The 17,173-nt window shown below is 62.2% G+C and carries 13 protein-coding genes; 7 read left to right on the forward strand and 6 right to left on the reverse strand.

All coding sequences use genetic code 11. The annotated features are described in order from the left end of the window. The first annotated feature begins 660 nt into the window (after positions 1-660). Positions 661-1,224, forward strand: coding sequence for a GcrA family cell cycle regulator (locus AB4Z24_RS01780; RefSeq protein WP_441705447.1), 564 nt, complete (start codon positions 661-663; stop codon positions 1,222-1,224). Between the two features lie 188 nt (positions 1,225-1,412). Then, positions 1,413-2,402 (forward strand): polyphosphate kinase 2, encoded by a 990-nt coding sequence (gene ppk2, locus AB4Z24_RS01785; RefSeq protein WP_441705449.1) that lies wholly within the window; start codon positions 1,413-1,415, stop codon positions 2,400-2,402. A 14-nt stretch (positions 2,403-2,416) separates the two neighbouring features. On the opposite strand, the gene AB4Z24_RS01790 is transcribed toward ppk2, so the two are convergent. Together AB4Z24_RS01790 and AB4Z24_RS01795 are read right to left on the reverse strand one after the other, a co-directional pair. After that, positions 2,417-3,274: a hypothetical protein gene (locus AB4Z24_RS01790; protein WP_441705451.1), complete on the reverse strand. Its 858-nt coding sequence runs from the start codon at positions 3,272-3,274 to the stop codon at positions 2,417-2,419. Beyond that, a complete protein-coding gene (locus AB4Z24_RS01795; protein ID WP_441705452.1) occupies positions 3,271-4,989 on the reverse strand; it encodes an AAA family ATPase in 1,719 nt (572 codons plus the stop codon). The genes AB4Z24_RS01790 and AB4Z24_RS01795 overlap by 4 nt, the downstream gene beginning before the upstream one ends. 114 nt (positions 4,990-5,103) lie before the next feature. Here AB4Z24_RS01795 and AB4Z24_RS01800 point away from each other — a divergent pair, with 114 nt between their 5' ends. Then, positions 5,104-5,601 (forward strand): MmcB family DNA repair protein, encoded by a 498-nt coding sequence (locus tag AB4Z24_RS01800; RefSeq protein ID WP_441705454.1) that lies wholly within the window; start codon positions 5,104-5,106, stop codon positions 5,599-5,601. A 19-nt stretch (positions 5,602-5,620) separates the two neighbouring features. On the opposite strand, the gene AB4Z24_RS01805 is transcribed toward AB4Z24_RS01800, so the two are convergent. Continuing rightward, a complete protein-coding gene (locus tag AB4Z24_RS01805; protein WP_290995188.1) occupies positions 5,621-6,187 on the reverse strand; it encodes an ActR/PrrA/RegA family redox response regulator transcription factor in 567 nt (188 codons plus the stop codon). Between the two features lie 157 nt (positions 6,188-6,344). Then, a complete protein-coding gene (locus AB4Z24_RS01810) occupies positions 6,345-7,742 on the reverse strand; it encodes an ActS/PrrB/RegB family redox-sensitive histidine kinase (RefSeq protein WP_441705457.1) in 1,398 nt (465 codons plus the stop codon). 135 nt (positions 7,743-7,877) lie between these two features. Here AB4Z24_RS01810 and AB4Z24_RS01815 point away from each other — a divergent pair, with 135 nt between their 5' ends. Together AB4Z24_RS01815 and AB4Z24_RS01820 are read left to right on the forward strand one after the other, a co-directional pair. Next, positions 7,878-8,483 carry an SCO family protein gene (locus AB4Z24_RS01815; protein ID WP_441705458.1) on the forward strand — a complete coding sequence of 202 codons (606 nt, stop codon included), beginning with the start codon at positions 7,878-7,880 and terminating at the stop codon, positions 8,481-8,483. A gap of 191 nt (positions 8,484-8,674) precedes the next feature. Then, positions 8,675-9,448: a M48 family metallopeptidase gene (locus AB4Z24_RS01820; protein WP_441705460.1), complete on the forward strand. Its 774-nt coding sequence runs from the start codon at positions 8,675-8,677 to the stop codon at positions 9,446-9,448. Positions 9,449-9,483: 35 nt separating this feature from the next. Here AB4Z24_RS01820 and AB4Z24_RS01825 read toward each other — a convergent pair whose 3' ends face one another. Further along, positions 9,484-11,871 (reverse strand): transglycosylase domain-containing protein, encoded by a 2,388-nt coding sequence (locus AB4Z24_RS01825; RefSeq protein WP_441705462.1) that lies wholly within the window; start codon positions 11,869-11,871, stop codon positions 9,484-9,486. 273 nt (positions 11,872-12,144) lie between these two features. Between AB4Z24_RS01825 and AB4Z24_RS01830 the strand changes: the two genes are divergently transcribed. Then, positions 12,145-13,935, forward strand: coding sequence for a cation:proton antiporter domain-containing protein (locus tag AB4Z24_RS01830; protein WP_441705464.1), 1,791 nt, complete (start codon positions 12,145-12,147; stop codon positions 13,933-13,935). Positions 13,936-14,028: 93 nt separating this feature from the next. Beyond that, positions 14,029-14,490, forward strand: coding sequence for a DUF4112 domain-containing protein (locus AB4Z24_RS01835; protein WP_441705466.1), 462 nt, complete (start codon positions 14,029-14,031; stop codon positions 14,488-14,490). Between the two features lie 111 nt (positions 14,491-14,601). Here the strand turns inward: AB4Z24_RS01835 and gyrB are convergent, their stop codons facing one another. Then, positions 14,602-17,055 (reverse strand): DNA topoisomerase (ATP-hydrolyzing) subunit B, encoded by a 2,454-nt coding sequence (gyrB, locus tag AB4Z24_RS01840; RefSeq protein WP_441705468.1) that lies wholly within the window; start codon positions 17,053-17,055, stop codon positions 14,602-14,604. Positions 17,056-17,173 lie beyond the last annotated feature (118 nt).

Here is a 17,173-nt window from a genome sequence, read left to right on the forward strand (position 1 = left end):
GCCGTTGACGGTCCGCTGGTCTCGGAAGCGCTACGGGAGGCTTTCCCCAGCGCCGCGGGGGAAGAAGACATGGTTCGTGGATAACCCTGAGTAGAAAATCAAAAAGCCGCCCAATTCCGGCGGCTCAATCACAACCCCTGATAACGCTCCCCAGCATAGCTGTCAATAAATGCTCGGTTTCACCCCTCCACTTCACGGGCCGAATTGCCAGCGCCACTTCCTTATGGTTGAAATAGGGGCTACGGCGCACCGAAATCAGACATATCCCCTGGCGCGAATCGTCTGTGGCGCCGTCGCCACTTCTCCCTGTCAATACCCTGGAGTTTGCAGCTCCGGCTTGTAGACGGGATTCAGCATGTTGTAACTTATCCTTGTCAGGCCACGACATATGGCGGCGCTAGCCGCTCGTGTTCGGTTGTGTATCGGCCTTGACCGCGCCTTGGGCTAACCGCTTGTCAGCGGACTGCCCGTGTCTCGTGCGCGTTTCTGTTCTGCGTCTCCTCAAGTTTTTTGCGTTTGTAAACCGGTTGGGACAGTCGTCCGCCGCCGTCGCGTCGTGTTCGTTCGCACGCGTTGGCAGGGGCTCGATTGCGGCCGGGTAACTGCGGGCACCGGGGGGTGCACCGCCGCTGATGCGGCTCGAGAGGGAGCAATCGACGGATGTCTTGGACTGATGAGCGCGTGGACCTTTTAAAAAGGCTTTGGTCCGAAGGGCTGAGCGCGAGCCAGATCGCAGGCCGCCTTGGAAGCGTGACGCGCAATGCCGTCATCGGCAAAGTGCACCGGCTTGGTTTGTCCGGCCGGGCAACGACGTCACGAATGAAATCGCACCGGCCCCGCACCCGGTTGGCAAATACGAAGCGCCCGGTGAAGCAACGCTTCGCACAGGCCGGAAATCCTGCCGTGCGGGCACTCTATCTAGACGCCGAAGCTTACGTGGCGCCTGCAGAAGAGATCGAAATTCCCGTCGCCGAACGAAAAACCATACAGACGCTCGGCGAATGCAGCTGCCGTTGGCCGATCGGCGATCCGCAAACCTCTGAGTTCCATTTCTGTGGCCGCGCCAAGGTGCCGTTGCTTCCCTATTGCGAAGTGCACGCCCGGCGCGCCTTCCAGCCTGTCGCGCCGCGCCGCCGCGAGCGCACGGACGTCGAAACGCCGATCACGGCGAGCCTGCCGGCTCCCGCCATCGCAGGCTCCGACCCGACCAAGCAGCGGGCCTGATATTTAACCACCGGCGTGCCGGGGGGCTTAGCCGGTGGAAGAAGAGAGAAAACCAGCAGCCGCGGGGGCGGTCGCTGGTTTTCTCGTATTTGCGTCAGAAGCGATTGACCATTCGGCCATACGCGTTGCTGCCCCGCCGCACGCCCGTGCTAGACTCATGACCCGGTTGTCCGGCGACGGAGATTGCAATGGGTAAGAACAAGCACAAAAACAAACAGGTCGATGAGCCGGGGCTCGACCCGTTGACCGATGAGGCCGCGACCGTAAGCTCGAGCCACGACGGCTCCGGCCGCCCCCAGAGGTCATCCGAAGACGACCACACGTCGAACCTGCCCAAAGGCTATTCGCTCGATCCTCCGAAACTGCCGGAAGAGATCGAAGACGCCGCGATGCGCTCCGGCGGCTATCCTTACGACAAACGCCTGAAGCGGGAAGACTACGAGGAACAGCTTCAGGCGCTGCAGATCGAGCTGATGAAGCTGCAGAAACACAATCTCAAGACCGGCAACAGAATTGTCTCGATCTACGAAGGCCGCGACGGATCGGGCAAGAGCTCCTGCATCGCCGCCTTCAACGAACACATGAACCCGCGCAACACCCGCACCGTCGCTCTGCCGAAGCCGACGGAAACGGAACGCGGCCAGCTCTACTTTCAGCGCTATGCGGTCCACCTGCCGAGCGCCGGCGAAGTCGTCCTCTTCGACCGCTCCTGGTACAACCGCGCCGGCGTCGAACGCGTGATGGGCTTCTGCACGCCCGATCAGCTCGCTGTCTTCCTGCGCGAGGCGCCTGAATTCGAGGGCCTCCTGGTCCGCGACGGCATCAAGCTCTTCAAATACTATCTGACGATCGGCCGCGAGATGCAGTTGAAGCGCTTCTACGAGCGGGCGAAAAATCCCTTGAAGCAATGGAAGCTATCGTCCGTCGACCTCGCCTCGCTCAACAAGTACGACGATTACACGCGTGCCGAAATCGAGATGTTCCGCTTCACCAACACCGCCATCGCACCCTGGACGGTCGTGCGTGCGAATGACCAGCGCCGCGCCCGTCTCGAAACCATTCGCCATATTCTGCTGTCGGTCGAATACGAGGGCCGCGACCTCGGCGCCATCGGCAAGCATGATCCATTGATCATCGGCTCCGGCCCCGAATTCTTCCACCCGTCGGTCAGCAAGTAGAATGAGCGCCGGCTCTAACGCACGAGAAGGATCGGCGTGCGCGCAACGACGGACGCCCGCGCCAGCTCACGGCCGTCGGCCAGCGCCGAGCCGCCGAAAACCGCGATGGTCAGGCTCGGCTTCAGCCGCGCGATGAATTCCGTCAGCGCACCCGGAACGCCGAACGTCGGCCCGGCTTCCTCGAAGATGATGGGCAGGCTCGTCTCCGACACGAGGAGCCGCGATTGCCCTTCGATCTCTGCGTAGTCATCCGCAGTGTCGGCGCCGATGACGATATGCACGGGAGCCTTCGGCGCCGATAGCCGCTCCGCCGCGCGCAGCATCGACGGCAGGCGTTCCGCATCTTCGACGATGACGACGACGCGCGATTGCTTCGAGCGCTGTTCGCCGCAGAGCAGAAACCCCGTCGCGCCGCTGACGTTGGCAAGCAGGGTTCCGATCACGGAGTCGCTGCGAGTGGTCGGCATGCGCGCCAGCGCTACGATGTTCCAAGGCCCGCGCTCGTCGCACATCTCCGAGATCCGGTCGACGGCATCGCCTGACGCGAGCGTGTGCCGCACCTTGACGCCATGCGCCGCGCCGACCTCATCGACAGCACGGCGGCACCGCGTCATCAGCAGCTCGAAGCGCCGCTCATGTTCGACGAAACCGCCCTGCACGCCACGCGCGGCCTGCCCAACCATTCGGACGGGCACGCCTTCCGCTTCACCGGCGCTGCCATCGGAAACGACCACCGTTTCGATCTCCGCCCCGTAAGCGGCGGCGAGGCGAACAGGCGCTTCGAGGCGGGCCGCCGGATAGTTCGCTTCCGGGTCGAGCCAGAGAACGACACGGCCGGAAAGCTCCGATGCTTCCGCCACATGCGCGATCACGGCGCGTTACCTTCGGCGCGCCGCGCCATCGCCTCGGTGAGATCGGCAGCCCGGATTTGCGACGCCGAATGATCGGCCGCGATCGCATCGGCCTCCTGCAGAAGATGCAAGAGCGCGATCCCCGCGAGCGACACGCGTCCGCCGCCACGGCGCACGGCATCCTTGTAGATCAGCGGCGCGACGGTCGCGTTGAGCGGACGAAGCCCGTGGTCCGACGCCATCCGCGCGGCGCCCTTGGCGAAATCGTCCTCGTTGAGGTCCGCGATCGGCACGGTGTCGGCAAGCTTCGCGACGTGCGGAAAGTATCGCGCGACGCCAGGCTCGATGGCTTCGAGCTTCGACCACGATTGCGCATCCGTGATGAGCACGATGGTTGCGAGCAGCGGGATCGGATCCGCCTTGATCCCGACGCCCGTGGCGTTGATCGGCACGATCTCTTTGCTGCGAATGGCGGCGCTGAGCGCGAGCCAGGCTTGTGGATCGGCGGCAAGCTTCCACGCCTCGATGATGACGATGCCCGATCCGGCCCGCATGAGATGACCGGGAAGCAGCACGGGCACGCCCAGCGCATCGCGGCTGATTTCGCCGAGCAGATCGGAAGCCGAAGCGTTCCGCGCGACGACGACGTGAGTGCGAACCGATGGATCGTAAAAATGCCCGTCGTCGCAATCGAGCAGCACGGTCGGGGCATGCCGTTCCGAACCAACGCTGCGCACGGCCAACGTCATAAATGTTTCTTCGATCGCGTCGAGCGCCGCGGCAATCGAGGCGTTCTCGGGATAGGATTTCTTGATCTGAGCGAGACCCGGCCGCACCGCCCTGAGTGCCGTTTGGCGAAGAAGAGCATCATGCCTCTCGCTCGCGCCGAATTCGGCTTCGGGAAGTGTCGCCACGATGGATTGCAGCTCGTCCTCGAAAGCCGTGATCTTGGCTTCGACGTTGCGCTTGAGCGAATCCGGCAGCGCGCGAAAAACATCCGATCTGACGACCCGGCCCTCGTGCATGGGCGCCAACACGTAACCGTCGAGAGATTTGACGACGGCAATGTTCTGAGCCTCGGCCCGCCGCCGAACTGGCTCGACGGCCTTCTCGCTCTGATAGCGCATCTCCTCCTCGAGCAGGTCGAGGCTGATGCGATGCTCTTCGCTCTTGAGATACCGGTTGAACGCCGCCCACGCCTTCGTCGTCGCCCCGCGAACATCGCGCCGGAAACGCGCTCCATCGCCAGGCGGCAGAACGAAGCCCTTCGCGCGCGACGGCGCATCGTGATCGACGACGTAAATCCAATCCGGCGATGGCGACCGCTCGACGTCCTTGCTGATGGACTCGGCGAGTTCGAGACGGCCCGTACCCGGTTGCCCCATGATGACGAGATGCTCGCCGCGGCTCGCTTCGAGCGCCGTCCGGATTTTCGCGATCGCGCGCTTTTGCCCGAAGAAGTGCATCTGCTCGATCGGCTTGATCGGCGTCAGATCTTTTGCGGTCTTCTGATCCTTCGTCGTCTTCGGCTCTTTCGTCACGCTGTCGTCGGCCACAGTCGAGACGTCGGCCAGGCGATCCGCAAGGCGGCTCGTCACGAGCGTCACGACATTGGTCGCCGCCTCTGCGGCACTGCGCTTGATCCCGTTCGCCGATTTATCCGGGGTCGCGCTCTCGTCACCGGCGGTAGCCGGAGCGTCGGCCTTCTTCTCCGTTTTGCTGCGCCAGAAAACCATTCGAACGATCTCTCCCTGGAGACTGACGTCTATTCGCGTGGCATGCCGGGCAACGAAGAGGCCGCCCCCGCGCCCGCTTGTCAGCAACAGTCGCACGGGCATAATGGCGGCACCATGACCGAGGATAGGCCTTCCGCAACGAATCCTTACCCGTCCGTCCTTTCGGCCGAAAAGACTCGGGATTATGAACGCGCCCGCGCCATCCTGCGGGGCACGCAACGGCTGCTCCGGTCGCTCGACTTCGAAAGCGTCAGCGAGGTCTCGCTGGCCAACGGGCGCCGCGCCGACATCCTTGCCATCCGCCGCGATGGCGAGATCTGGATTGTTGAAATCAAGTCGAGTATTGCCGACTTCCGGGCCGATCAGAAATGGCATGAGTATCGCGACTACTGCGATGCGCTTCTCTTCGCGGTCGCGCCGGACTTCCCGCCGGACATTCTGCCAGTCGATACCGGATTGATCTTCGCCGACGCCTACGCGGGCGAGATGGTGCGAACGCCGCCGCAGCATCCGTTGCCGGCCGCCCGGCGGAAGGCCGTGACGATAGCACTCGCGCGCACGGCCTCGATGCGGTTGCACGCCGAGCGCGATCCGGGTTTCGGAATGGAATGAATGGCCGGTTGCCGCCGCTTTATTTCGGCGCGCGCTTCGCCAGGATGCGTTGCAGAGTACGGCGATGCATGTTCAGCCGGCGCGCCGTTTCCGAGACATTGCGATTGCAAAGTTCGTAGACGCGCTGGATGTGCTCCCAGCGCACGCGGTCGGCCGACATCGGATTCTCCGGCGGCGGCGCCTTTGAATCGGTCGGTGCGAGCAGCGCGTCGGTGACATCGTCGGCATCTGCGGGCTTCGCGAGATAATCGACGGCGCCGAGCTTCACGGCCGAAACCGCCGTTGCGATGTTGCCGTAGCCGGTGAGAACGATCGCACGCGCATCGGGACGGGCCCGCGCGAGCTCGGCGATGACGTCGAGGCCGGAGCCGTCTTCGAGACGCATGTCGACGACGGCGAAGGCCGGCGCCTTTTCGCGGATGAGATCGACGCCTTCAGCAACCGAATGGCCGAAACGCACCTCGAAGCCGCGAAGCTCCATGGCGCGCGCCAAACGTTGCAGGAATGACCTGTCGTCGTCGATGATGACCAACGAGCGGTCGGCCGGCAATTCATCCTGTTTGAATGACAGGTCTTCGGTAACCAAAGGAGCCTCCCGGATCAATTATTATCCGTTGCTTTTTTCACGACGGCCATAATCCAACGCCGCCTACCCGGCTGCAACCCCTTAGGCAAGCAAAAAGCAGCCTAAAAGGTTACTAACGGAGCAAAAAAAGGTCGGCCATTCGTGCCAAATCGGCGGCTTATGCCACTTTGGTTGCTGAAGCACGCCGTCCCGGCCACGCGAAAGCGCCCGGCGGCAGCTCGAAAGCGGTTCTTGGCCATGAGATTTGGACATTGGCGCCGTGGCGGGGGGGCGTAAGGTTCGAGAACGTCACGGTCGCCCCCGAACGCTCCAAAAGCGTCTTGGCTATGAAGAGGCCAAGCCCCAATCCCGAGTGACCGTGCTCGCCTTTCTCCTCGAAGCGCCGCGTCGTCACGTAGGGCTCGCCGATGCTGTCCATCATCTCCGGCGCAAAGCCCGGGCCGTCATCGCTGATCGTGAAATAGACGTGAGACCCATTCCAGCGCGCGGTGATCTGCACCTCCGAGTTCGCAAAGCTGATGGCATTCTCGATGAGATTGCCGAGACCATAGATGACACCGGGACGGCGATGCGCGACGGGCTCGATCCTCACTTCGTCGTCGAGGCCCGGTAACGGATTTGCGGAAATGATGATGCGCTTGCCGGCGTTCCTGTGCCGCGCCGATGCCTCTTCCAGAAGTTCCGCGACGCTGAGGCTCGCGTGCATGGGATCCTGCTCGTCGGGTTTGCGCGTCAGCTTCTGCAGAATTTCCCGGCAGCGCCGGGCCTGGCTGTGAAGAAGCTGCAGATCCTCCCGATAGCGGCTGTCGCTGCCGAGCTCATGCTCGAGCTCTTTGGCGACGAGCGCGATCGTCGACAGCGGCGTACCGAGTTCGTGCGCAGCCGCCGCCGCCAATCCGTCGAGCGCGTGCAGCCGCTGCTCGCTGGCGAGCACCATGTCCGTCGCCGCCAATGCGGCCGACATCTGCCGCGATTCCTTGTTCAATCGCCATGTGAAGAAAGCCATGAAAACCATGGACGCGATCGTCGCCAGCAGCATCCCGATCTTGTAGTCGGTCGGCAGTTCGAAACGCGTCCCCTCCCGCCACGGCAGCGGATAATGATGGTTGATGAGCAGCATGCCGATCGCGATCACGGCTGAACCGAGAACAACCGTGTAGCGCGGCGGCAGCGTCGCGGCCGCGACCGTGACGGGCGCAACGAGCAAAACCGAAAACGGATTTTGGATACCGCCCGTCAGATAGAGAAGACCCGCGAGCTGAATGACGTCGTAGAGGAGGAGAGTGAGCGCCAGCCGCGTGCTGAGCCGGTAGCGAACCGGAAACCGGATCGAAAGGAAGACGTTCAGCCACGCCGACAGCGCGATGAGAACGAGACAGCTTCCAATGTTCAGCGGGAAGCCGTAGAGCAGCGTCACCGCCGCAATCGCCGCAAGCTGACCGAGCACCGCCATCCAGCGTAAGCGTACGCTCGTCATGAGGCGGAGCTGGCTCTCGCGCTCGTTTACGATGCCTTTGAGAACCGGCGCGGGCGCGCTATCAGTAGGCATACTCATGAGATCGATGAATCCGGTTTCGAAGTCGTGACTGCAAGCCGCATATCGCTCGCGCTTGCACGCCTGCATTAGAAAGGCGACATCTTATCAGCTTAGCTTCATTCTTACCCAAAGGGCGACGGAGACATCAAGCTTATGAACCGCACGACGATTGGGATGGTCTTCGCAGGCCTTCTGACTGGCGCCGCTCTTGGGTTTATTGCGCTTAAGGTTCCAACTCCAGGGACGAATACCGAGACCCAGGTAACCGGCAAGCCGGCAGTCGGGGGCCCGTTCAGCCTCGTCGATCAGCACGGCAAGCGCGTAACCGAGAAGGACTTCCTCGGACGCTATATGCTCGTCTTCTTTGGTTACACAAATTGTCCGGATATTTGCCCTGCGGGTCTCCAGGTGATGTCGGCGGCGCTCGATAAGCTTGGCAGCAGCGCGAACGACGTCGTGCCGGTGTTCATTACGCTCGATCCGGCGGAGGATACGCCGGAGCGGCTCGCGACATACCTGAAAAGCTTTCATCCGCGCCTCGTCGGCCTGACGGGAAGCGAGAGCGAGGTTGCCGCAGCGGCAAAAGCCTATCGGGTTTATTACCAGAAAGTTCCTGACGCAAAGGACCCTTCGCACTACAGCATCGATCACTCGGCAATCTTCTACCTGATGGGCAAGGACGGCACATTGGCCGCGCCGATCCCGCACACGAACGATGTCGATCAGCTCGCACTCGCGATCGAAAAAGCAATTCATTAAACATTCGCGGCGATTCGTTCCTGAGACCGGAGCGCCACACTTTCACATGCTGGAGACTGCACTCCAGACATTGCTGCTGGAGCAAGAGGCCGAACCTTGTTAGGTCATCTTGGTGCTGTATTGATCCGGCACACGCGAACGGCACTTCGTTGCATCGATAGGATGCGCGTCGGCTTTTGGGGGCAGAGCGCATGAGGATCATAAATGGACATCGCGCCATCGACCTGAGTTCAAAATCGCGATCGGTTCGCCTCGAGGACATCGGCGCAGAGTTGGAAGTCCGCCGTCATCCCGGAGCGCGCCGCTTGACGTTGCGCGTCAGCCGCACGCGGCGGGCGGTGATCGTCACGCTTCCTCTTCAATGCGATCTCGATGAAGCAGGCACGTTCCTCAATCGTCACATCGATTGGGTGCGCGCCCGCCTCGACAGCCTTCCGAACCATGTCCCGTTCGAAGACGCCGCGGCGATGCCGCTCCGCGGCGTGCCGCATTCCATTTCATTTACGGGTAACCCGAAGACGCGCTTGATCTCTATCGACGGTCGTGAAGGCATTCGTCCGACGATCATCGTCCCGGGCGATAAGGAGCGCGCTCCCGACAGGCTGACACGTTATCTCTTCGATGAAGCCAAGCGCGATCTCGCCGCCAGCGTCGCCAAACACGCGCGTCCTCTCGCCGTGAAGGCAACGCGCATCGCCATTCGCGATCAGACGAGCCGTTGGGGCTCGTGCTCGACGACCGGCGCGCTGTCCTTCTCGTGGCGCTTGATCCTGGCACCGCCCTTTGTGCTCAATTACGTCGCCGCACACGAAGTCGCCCATCTCTCGGAAATGAACCACGGGCCGCGCTTCTGGGCGCTCGTTAAGAAGATCTGCCCCGACTTCGAAACCGCGAAGCAATGGTTGCAGGTCCTGGGTCCCGACCTGCACCGCTACGGACCGGCGCACGGCCAATCCCAGAGCTGAAGTCTCAGAGCTGAAGTCCCAAAGCTGACCGCGGCTCACCACCAGCTGGTGAATGACAAAAAGCCACTCTGTTGTTCGGCGAGCGTCGCATTGGGCGCTGGTCCCGCCGCAGCCTTCGCCTCATCCGGCGTCGTTGAAACCGCACGCGCGATGAAATTGTCGTCGATTTGTTCGGCGGGATGATTACGCACAGCCGCTATGCGCCGGCCGCCATCCGTCGCGGTCGGTCCATTCTCCGCCGGACCCGCTTGCGCGTCGCGCCGCGGCGCCGATGGCAGAACGTCTTTCCCTTCGACGACGCGCGGTGGCCGCATCGCGGTCGAAGCCGGCACGAGCGGATTGATGCCGAAGTCCGCCGCGTCCGCGTCGGCGCTTCCGATGACCGTTCCCGGCAGCGGTTCGGGCGCCAGCCCCTCGTGCGCGACACGCATGACCTGCTTCCAGATTTCGGCGGGAAGCGTGCCGCCGGTCGCACGGTTCATCGGCTTGCCGTTGTCGTTACCGACCCACACGCCCGCCGTCAGATGGCTCGTGTACCCAATGAACCAGGCATCGCGAAAATCCTGCGTCGTCCCGGTCTTGCCCGCAACCGGCCGGTCCGGCAGCGCAGCTCGCTTCCCCGTCCCGTAAACGACTGCCGCATTCAGCATGTCGTTCAACGCCCCGAGCCGGTCAGCCTCCGCGATCCTGTGATCCTTGACCGCCGGCCGGGCTTCGAAAAGCACGCGTCCGGCGCCCGTCGAGACCTTGACGATGACGTGCGGCTCGACGACCTCGCCGCCGTTCGAGAAGGCCGTGTAGGCACCCGCGAGCTCGAGAAGCGTCACTTCCGACGTCCCGAGCGCTAGCGCCGGCCCTTCGCGCAATTCCGATTTGATGCCGAGCCGCTCGGCGAGATCGGCCGCGGTGCCCCGTCCGATATCCTGATTGAGCCGCACCGCAACCGTGTTGACCGACTGCGCCAGCGCGCGGCGGAGAGTGATCGGCCCGGCGTACTCGTTCTTATCGTTCTTCGGCGACCAGCCGCCGATCGTGATCGGCGCGTCAGTCGCAACGGTCTCCGGCGTCATCCCGCGATGCAACGCGGCGAGATAGACGAACGGCTTGAACGCCGAGCCCGGCTGGCGTTTCGCCTTCACCGCACGATTGAACTGGCTGTCGGCATAGTCGCGTCCGCCGACGAGCGCGCGGATGCCCCCGTCGCTGTCGAGCACGGCGACGGCCGCCTGACTTGCGCCGAACGCCGCCCCTTTCTGCTCCAGACTATCCGCGACGATTTCCTGCGCCCGGCGCTGCAGCGCCTTGTCGATTGTCGTCTCGACGACGAGATCGACGTCGTCACCACCCGTGATCGCCTGCAGCTGATCGACGACGTAATCGACGACATAACCCGCATCGACCGACGTCTTGGCCATCTTCTGCTCGTTGAAGACCAGCGTCTGCTCCAGCGCTTGCGTCTCCTGCGCTTCGGAGATGAAGCCCGCATCGAACATTTTCGCAATAACGACGCGCGCACGCGCACGCGCCGCTCCAGGACTTGCAGCGGGCGAATATTTGGATGGCGCCTTGAGAAGGCCAGCGATCAGCGCCGCTTCCGGTAACGTCAGTTCGCGAGCGGGCTTGTCGAAATATCTCCGGCTCGCAGCTTCCACACCGTAAGCACCGCCGCCGAAGTAGACTTGATTCAAATAGAGCTCGAGGATTTCAGGTTTCGAGAGCCTGATCTCGAGCCACAGCGCGAGCCCGAGCTCGGCAACCTTTCGCGTCAGCGTCCGGTCCTGCGTGAGGAAGAGGTTCTTCGCCAGCTGTTGGGTCAGCGTCGAGCCGCCTTGCGCGAAGCGGCCCGCGCGCAAGTTCGCAAACATCGCGCGGATCATGCCGGCCGGATCGACCCCATAGTGATCGAAGAAGCGGCGATCCTCCGTCGCGACGACCGCTGCCGGGACGAGCTTGCCGAGCTGATCGAGCGGCACGTATTCGCGCGGCGCACCTCTCTCCGTCAGCGTCGAGCCGTCGCGCGCCAAGATGCGGACTAGCGGCGCATGCGCTGAATTGCGAATAGCAAGCGGATCGGGAAATACGACCGTATAATAAACCATCATCACGGCGAAGGTCAGCATCAGGACGCCCGTGCCGAGCACGCCTGCGCCGAGCACCAAGCGGTATTTGAGCTTCAGGCGCGTGGGCCATCCGCGGCGCGTGGCAACTGGCGGCGGTGGCTGCGATTGTTGTGATAGTTGCGCCTGCAGTTGGGCAGCATCGCCAGCTTTGTCGTCGAAGCGAAAGGCCTGCTGCGCAACGGATTGAAAAGAACCAGGCAACGTCGGCTCCGGTTCGGGCGCAGCAACGCGCGGGCCGCCGAACAGCATCCTGCGGATCAGCCAAAGTGCGAAACGCAAGGCTGCAGCGATGGCGCGCAACACGTCAAACCTCGAAGGCGGAATTCGCCCTTTGCCGCTCAAGCTCGAAAAAGCCTGATCTGACAGGAAAAGCGGGGATCTATCCGACGACTGTTATCGAACGTTGGCTAAGGTCACGTTAAGCGCGACTGCGCACCGCCGATATCGAACCCAAAAGTTGAAGTTGTAGGCGCTGCAAAAAAGTCCCGCTTCAGAGACAAAACGAAATTGTCCAGTGACATCCGGCATCACGGGCGGCCATAGTGAATAGCAATATGAATCATTTGAGGAGAGCGGATGTCTGCTGCGGGCGAACTGGCTAACTACAAGGACGCACTACTGGTTTTAGGCACGGCAGGCGTAGTCGTTCCCGTTTTGCACCGCATCGGCATCAGTACGGTCTTTGCTTTTCTTCTATCCGGCGCATTCCTGAGCAGCGGCGGCCTGGGTGCCCTGACACCCTTCGTGCCCCAGCTCTCCTGGCTGACGATCACGGACCCCGAACGATTATCGAAATTTGCAGAATGGGGCGTCGTCTTCCTTCTCTTCATCATCGGCCTCGAGCTTTCTTTCGAGCGCCTGTCGACGATGCGGCGTCTGGTGTTTGGTCTCGGCGGGGCTCAGGTCATTGTCTCGGCGGCACTCATCGGTATGGTTGCCTATGCGCTCGGCCAGCCGCCGGTGATAGCGCTTATCATCGGCTCTGCACTCTGCCTGTCCTCGACCGCAATCGTCATCGAACTCCTGGCGACGCAGAAACGGCTGTCGACCTCTGTCGGACGAACGACCTTTTCGATCCTTCTGTTCCAGGATCTTGCCGTCGTTCCGATCCTCATCCTGATTAGCGTTCTTCAACCCGGAAACGAGACGTCGATCGTCACCGGAATTGTAACGGCGCTGGTCCAGGCCGCCATTGCACTCATCGTCATCGTCGTGGTCGGCCGCTTTCTGTTGCAGCCTCTCTTTCGCCTTGTCGCACAGACCCATAACGCCGATCTCTTCATCGCTTCGACGCTGTTCGTCGCGGTCAGCACCGCGTTCGTGACGGCCGCAGCAGGCCTCTCCTTGGCACTCGGAGCCTTCGTCGCGGGCCTGCTGCTGGCTGAAACCGAATTCAGGCGCGCCGTGCAAGCGACCGTCGAGCCGATCAAATCTCTCCTGCTCGGCGTGTTCTTCTTCTCTGTCGGCTCAGAGCTCGACGTGCACGCGTTGCTGTCCCATCCGGCCCCGATCATCACAACAACCGTCGGAATTATCGTTGCCCAACTGTTGATCATTTACGGATTGGCGCGCCTCTTCGGCATTTCAAAATCGACGGCGATTGAATCGGCCGCGCTGCTCGCACCGTGCGGTGAGTTTGCCTTTGTAATCCTGACGCTCGCGTACGAGTCGAAACTCGTCAACCACGACCTCCTGACCGTGCTGCTGACGGCGGTGGCGCTGACGATGGTGCTGATACCCGCATCCGCCAAGATTGGCCGCAAGCTCTCCAAGCGCTATATCCCGCCGACGACGATCGATCCGGCATTGACGGTCACGCCCGTCAGCGACGGCAGCGTCAAAGCCCTCGTCGTAGGCTACGGTCGGGTCGGACAGCTGATCGGTGACATGCTCAGCGAGCACAAGGTCTCCTACATCGCCGTCGATCGCGCGCCGAACCTCGTCGCCAACGCGCGGCAGGAAGGCAAGCCCGTGTTCTACGGCGACGTGACGTACGTCGAATTCCTCGAGCATTGCGGCCTCGATACCGCCAAGGCGGCGATCATCACCATCCACAAGGAGGCCGAGATCGACGCCATCGTGAAAGTCCTGCGCGCGCGGCATCCGAACCTGCTCATCGTCTCGCGCGCGAAGGACGCGGCCCACGCGCGTCATCTCTACGAGATCGGCGTCAATGATGCGGTGCCGGAAACGATCGAAGCGAGCCTTCAGCTCTCGGAAGCCGCGCTCGTCGGTCTCGGCGTTCCGACCGGGCCCGTCATCGCGTCCATTCACGAGAAGCGCGATGAATTCCGCACCGAGCTTCAGGGCGCTGCCAAAAAAGCCGGAACGGTGACGCGCGCATTTCCCAAAAAGCGCTCAAGTTGAGCGCTTTCGCCGCGCACTGGCCGGCCCTGGTCTTGTGCCCGACCTTGTCGTTCCCACATCTCCTTTCTCGATGGAGATGGGATGAGGGAGACGATGTCGACAGCATTCGCGAGAATGAACCGGACCCGCTTCGGCCAAAGTGAATTTGCAGCGAGTCTCCCAGCGGGTGAGTTCGACGAGAGTTTCGCTCGCATCGAGGCATTGGCGAAAATACTCGACAGCGCCGTTCGCATTCCCGGGACGAAGATCGTCATGGGTATCGACGCCGTTCTTGGCTTGGTACCGGTCATCGGCGACGCCATTTCCGGCGCGATCTCGAGCTACATCATTTGGGAGGCCCGCCGTCTCGGTGCACCGCGCTGGCTAATCGCACGCATGGCGATGAACATGGCGATCGACACGGCTGTCGGCAGCATTCCGCTTTTCGGCGACATGTTCGATGTGGCTTACAAAGCAAACCTCAAGAACGTCGCGCTCTTGAAGCGCCACGCCGAAAAGCACGGCGCCCGTTACGGCCGCCACACGATCGAGACGGACTATGCAGTCGTCAGCTAAGTCGAACTCCCGGGCCGAGCAAATCCTTCTCTCTCGGTTTTGGGGAGAGGAACGACGTTTCCTTCTCCCTCGGGGAGAAGGTGGCCGAAGGCCGGATGAGGGACCGGGGCCTTACACGTCCAAGTTCGAAACGTTGAGCGCGTTCTCCTGGATGAACTCGCGCCGCGGCTCGACGATATCGCCCATCAGCTTGGCGAAGATCTCGTCCGCTTCAGCGAGATCGCCGACCTTCACCTGCAGGATCGTCCGCGCGTCCGGATCGAGCGTTGTTTCCCAAAGCTGCTCGGGGTTCATTTCGCCCAAGCCTTTGTAGCGCTGCAGATCGAGGCCCTTGCGGCCGACGTCGTAGACCGCATCGAGCAGCGAACGCGGACCGGTGATGATCTCCGTCTTGTCCTTGCGCTTCAGCTTCGCCGGCGTGTTGTAGATTTCGACGAGATGCTCGTGGCGTTCGTTAAGGCGCCGGGCATCGAGCGAACCCAGAAGCGCCCGGTCCAGCATGTGCACTTCGGTGACGCCGCGAACCTCGCGCTTGAAAACGTAACCGTCGTTGCCGTAGCGGCCTTCCCATCCCGTTTCCATCTCTTCGGCGATGGAATCGAGCCGTTGGGCGATCCGCGTCGCAATGGCTTCCGCCTTCGCGGCATCCGGTGTCGAAAGGATCGACGCATCGAACACGCCGCCGATGGCGCCCTGCTCGACGACGTCGCGGTTGTAGCGCGAATGCAGCCCGTTGATGCCGCCCGCGATCTGCCGTGCCTGCTCGACGATCTCGCGCAGTTCCCGTCCCGCCCGCTCGGTGCCGTCGCCGCCGACGAGCACCGCATCGACGAGGCCCTGATCGATCAGGTAGTCTTCGAGTGCCCGCTGGTCCTTGAGGTACGATTGCGACCGGCCCTTCTCCACTTTGTAGAGAGGCGGCTGCGCGATGTAGACGTGCCCCTTGTCCACCAGCTCCGGCATCTGCCGGTAGAAGAACGTTAATAGCAGCGTGCGAATGTGCGCGCCGTCGACGTCGGCGTCGGTCATGATGATGACCTTGTGATACCGAAGCTTGTCGAGCTTGAACTCGTCGCGCCCGATGCCCGTGCCCAGCGCCGCGATGATGTTCGTCACCTGCTCGGACGACAGCATCTTGTCGGTGCGGGCGCGTTCGACGTTGAGGATTTTACCTCGGATCGGCAGCACAGCCTGGAATTCGCGCTTCCGGCCCTGCTTGGCGGAACCGCCTGCCGAGTCGCCTTCGACGATGAAGAGTTCAGTCTTCGACGCATCGCGGTCCTGACACTCGGCCAAACCGCCGGGCAAGCGCAGCCCGTCGAGCGCGCCCTTGCGTCGCGTGAGATCGCGCGCCTTGCGCGCAGCCTCGCGGGCAAGCGCCGCTTCCACGATCTTGCCGACGATGACCTTCGCTTCTTTCGGATGCTCCTCGAACCACGCGCCGAGCTGATCGCCGACCGCCGATTCCACGACCGGCTTCACTTCCGACGAAACGAGCTTGTCCTTCGTTTGCGAAGAAAACTTCGGATCAGGCACCTTCACCGAAAGCACGCAGGTCAAACCCTCGCGCGCGTCATCGCCCGAAAGCGTCACCTTTTCCTTTTTCGCGAGGCCGGTTTCTTCGGCATATTTGTTGACAATGCGCGTCAGCGCACCGCGGAAGCCGGCGAGATGCGTGCCACCGTCGCGCTGCGGAATGTTGTTCGTGAAGGTCAGCACCGTCTCGTGATAGCTGTCGTTCCACCAAAGAGCCGCTTCGACGGTAATGCCGTCCTTCTCGGCATGAATCATGATCGGCTCGGGAAGCGCCGACGACTTCGATCGATCGAGGTAACGAACGAAAGCGGCCGTGCCGCCATCGTAAATGAATTCCTGCCGTTTAACGTCGGCATGGCGGGCGTCGATCAAAACGATCTTGGCACCGGAGTTCAGGAACGCGAGCTCGCGCAAGCGATGCTCGAGTGTCCCGAAGTCGAACTCGGTCACGTTGTGAAACGTCTCGGTGCTCGGCAGGAACGAAACTTCCGTCCCGCGCTCTTCACCCGCGTCGCCGATGACTTTCAGCGGCGCGACGGCGTTGCCGTTGTGAAACTCGATGAAGTGCTCTTTGCCTTCGCGCCAGATCCGGCACTTGAGCCACGATGAAAGCGCGTTGACGACGGAGACGCCGACGCCGTGCAGGCCGCCCGAAACCTTGTACGAGTTCTGGTCGAACTTGCCGCCCGCATGCAGCTCGGTGAACACGATCTCGGCCGCCGAACGCTTCGGCACCTGATCGTCGTCGCGCTTGATGCCGGTCGGAATGCCGCGGCCATCGTCGCGCACCGTGCACGACCCGTCGGGGTTCAGCGTCACCGTGCACGCCTTCGCGTGACCGGCCAAAACCTCGTCGATGGCGTTATCGACGACTTCGTAGATCATGTGGTGGAGACCCGACCCGTCGTCGGTGTCGCCGATGTACATTCCGGGACGTTTGCGAACCGCGTCGAGGCCCTTCAGCATCTTGATGCTGTCTTCGCCGTATTCCTCCGGCGCAGGGGTTTTCTTGAGCGGTTGAGCGTTCATTTTTTGGCTTTCTCAGCGGACGGAATTAGGGTCCGTTTTTATAGCACAAACCGACCCGGAAAGCCTTAAAAATTCACAAGAATATGCAGCCAAAAAGTCGTGGATTTTCAGTCTTTTG

The organism is Hyphomicrobium sp. 2TAF46 (assembly GCF_052114865.1).
GTDB lineage: Bacteria > Pseudomonadota > Alphaproteobacteria > Rhizobiales > Hyphomicrobiaceae > Hyphomicrobium_B.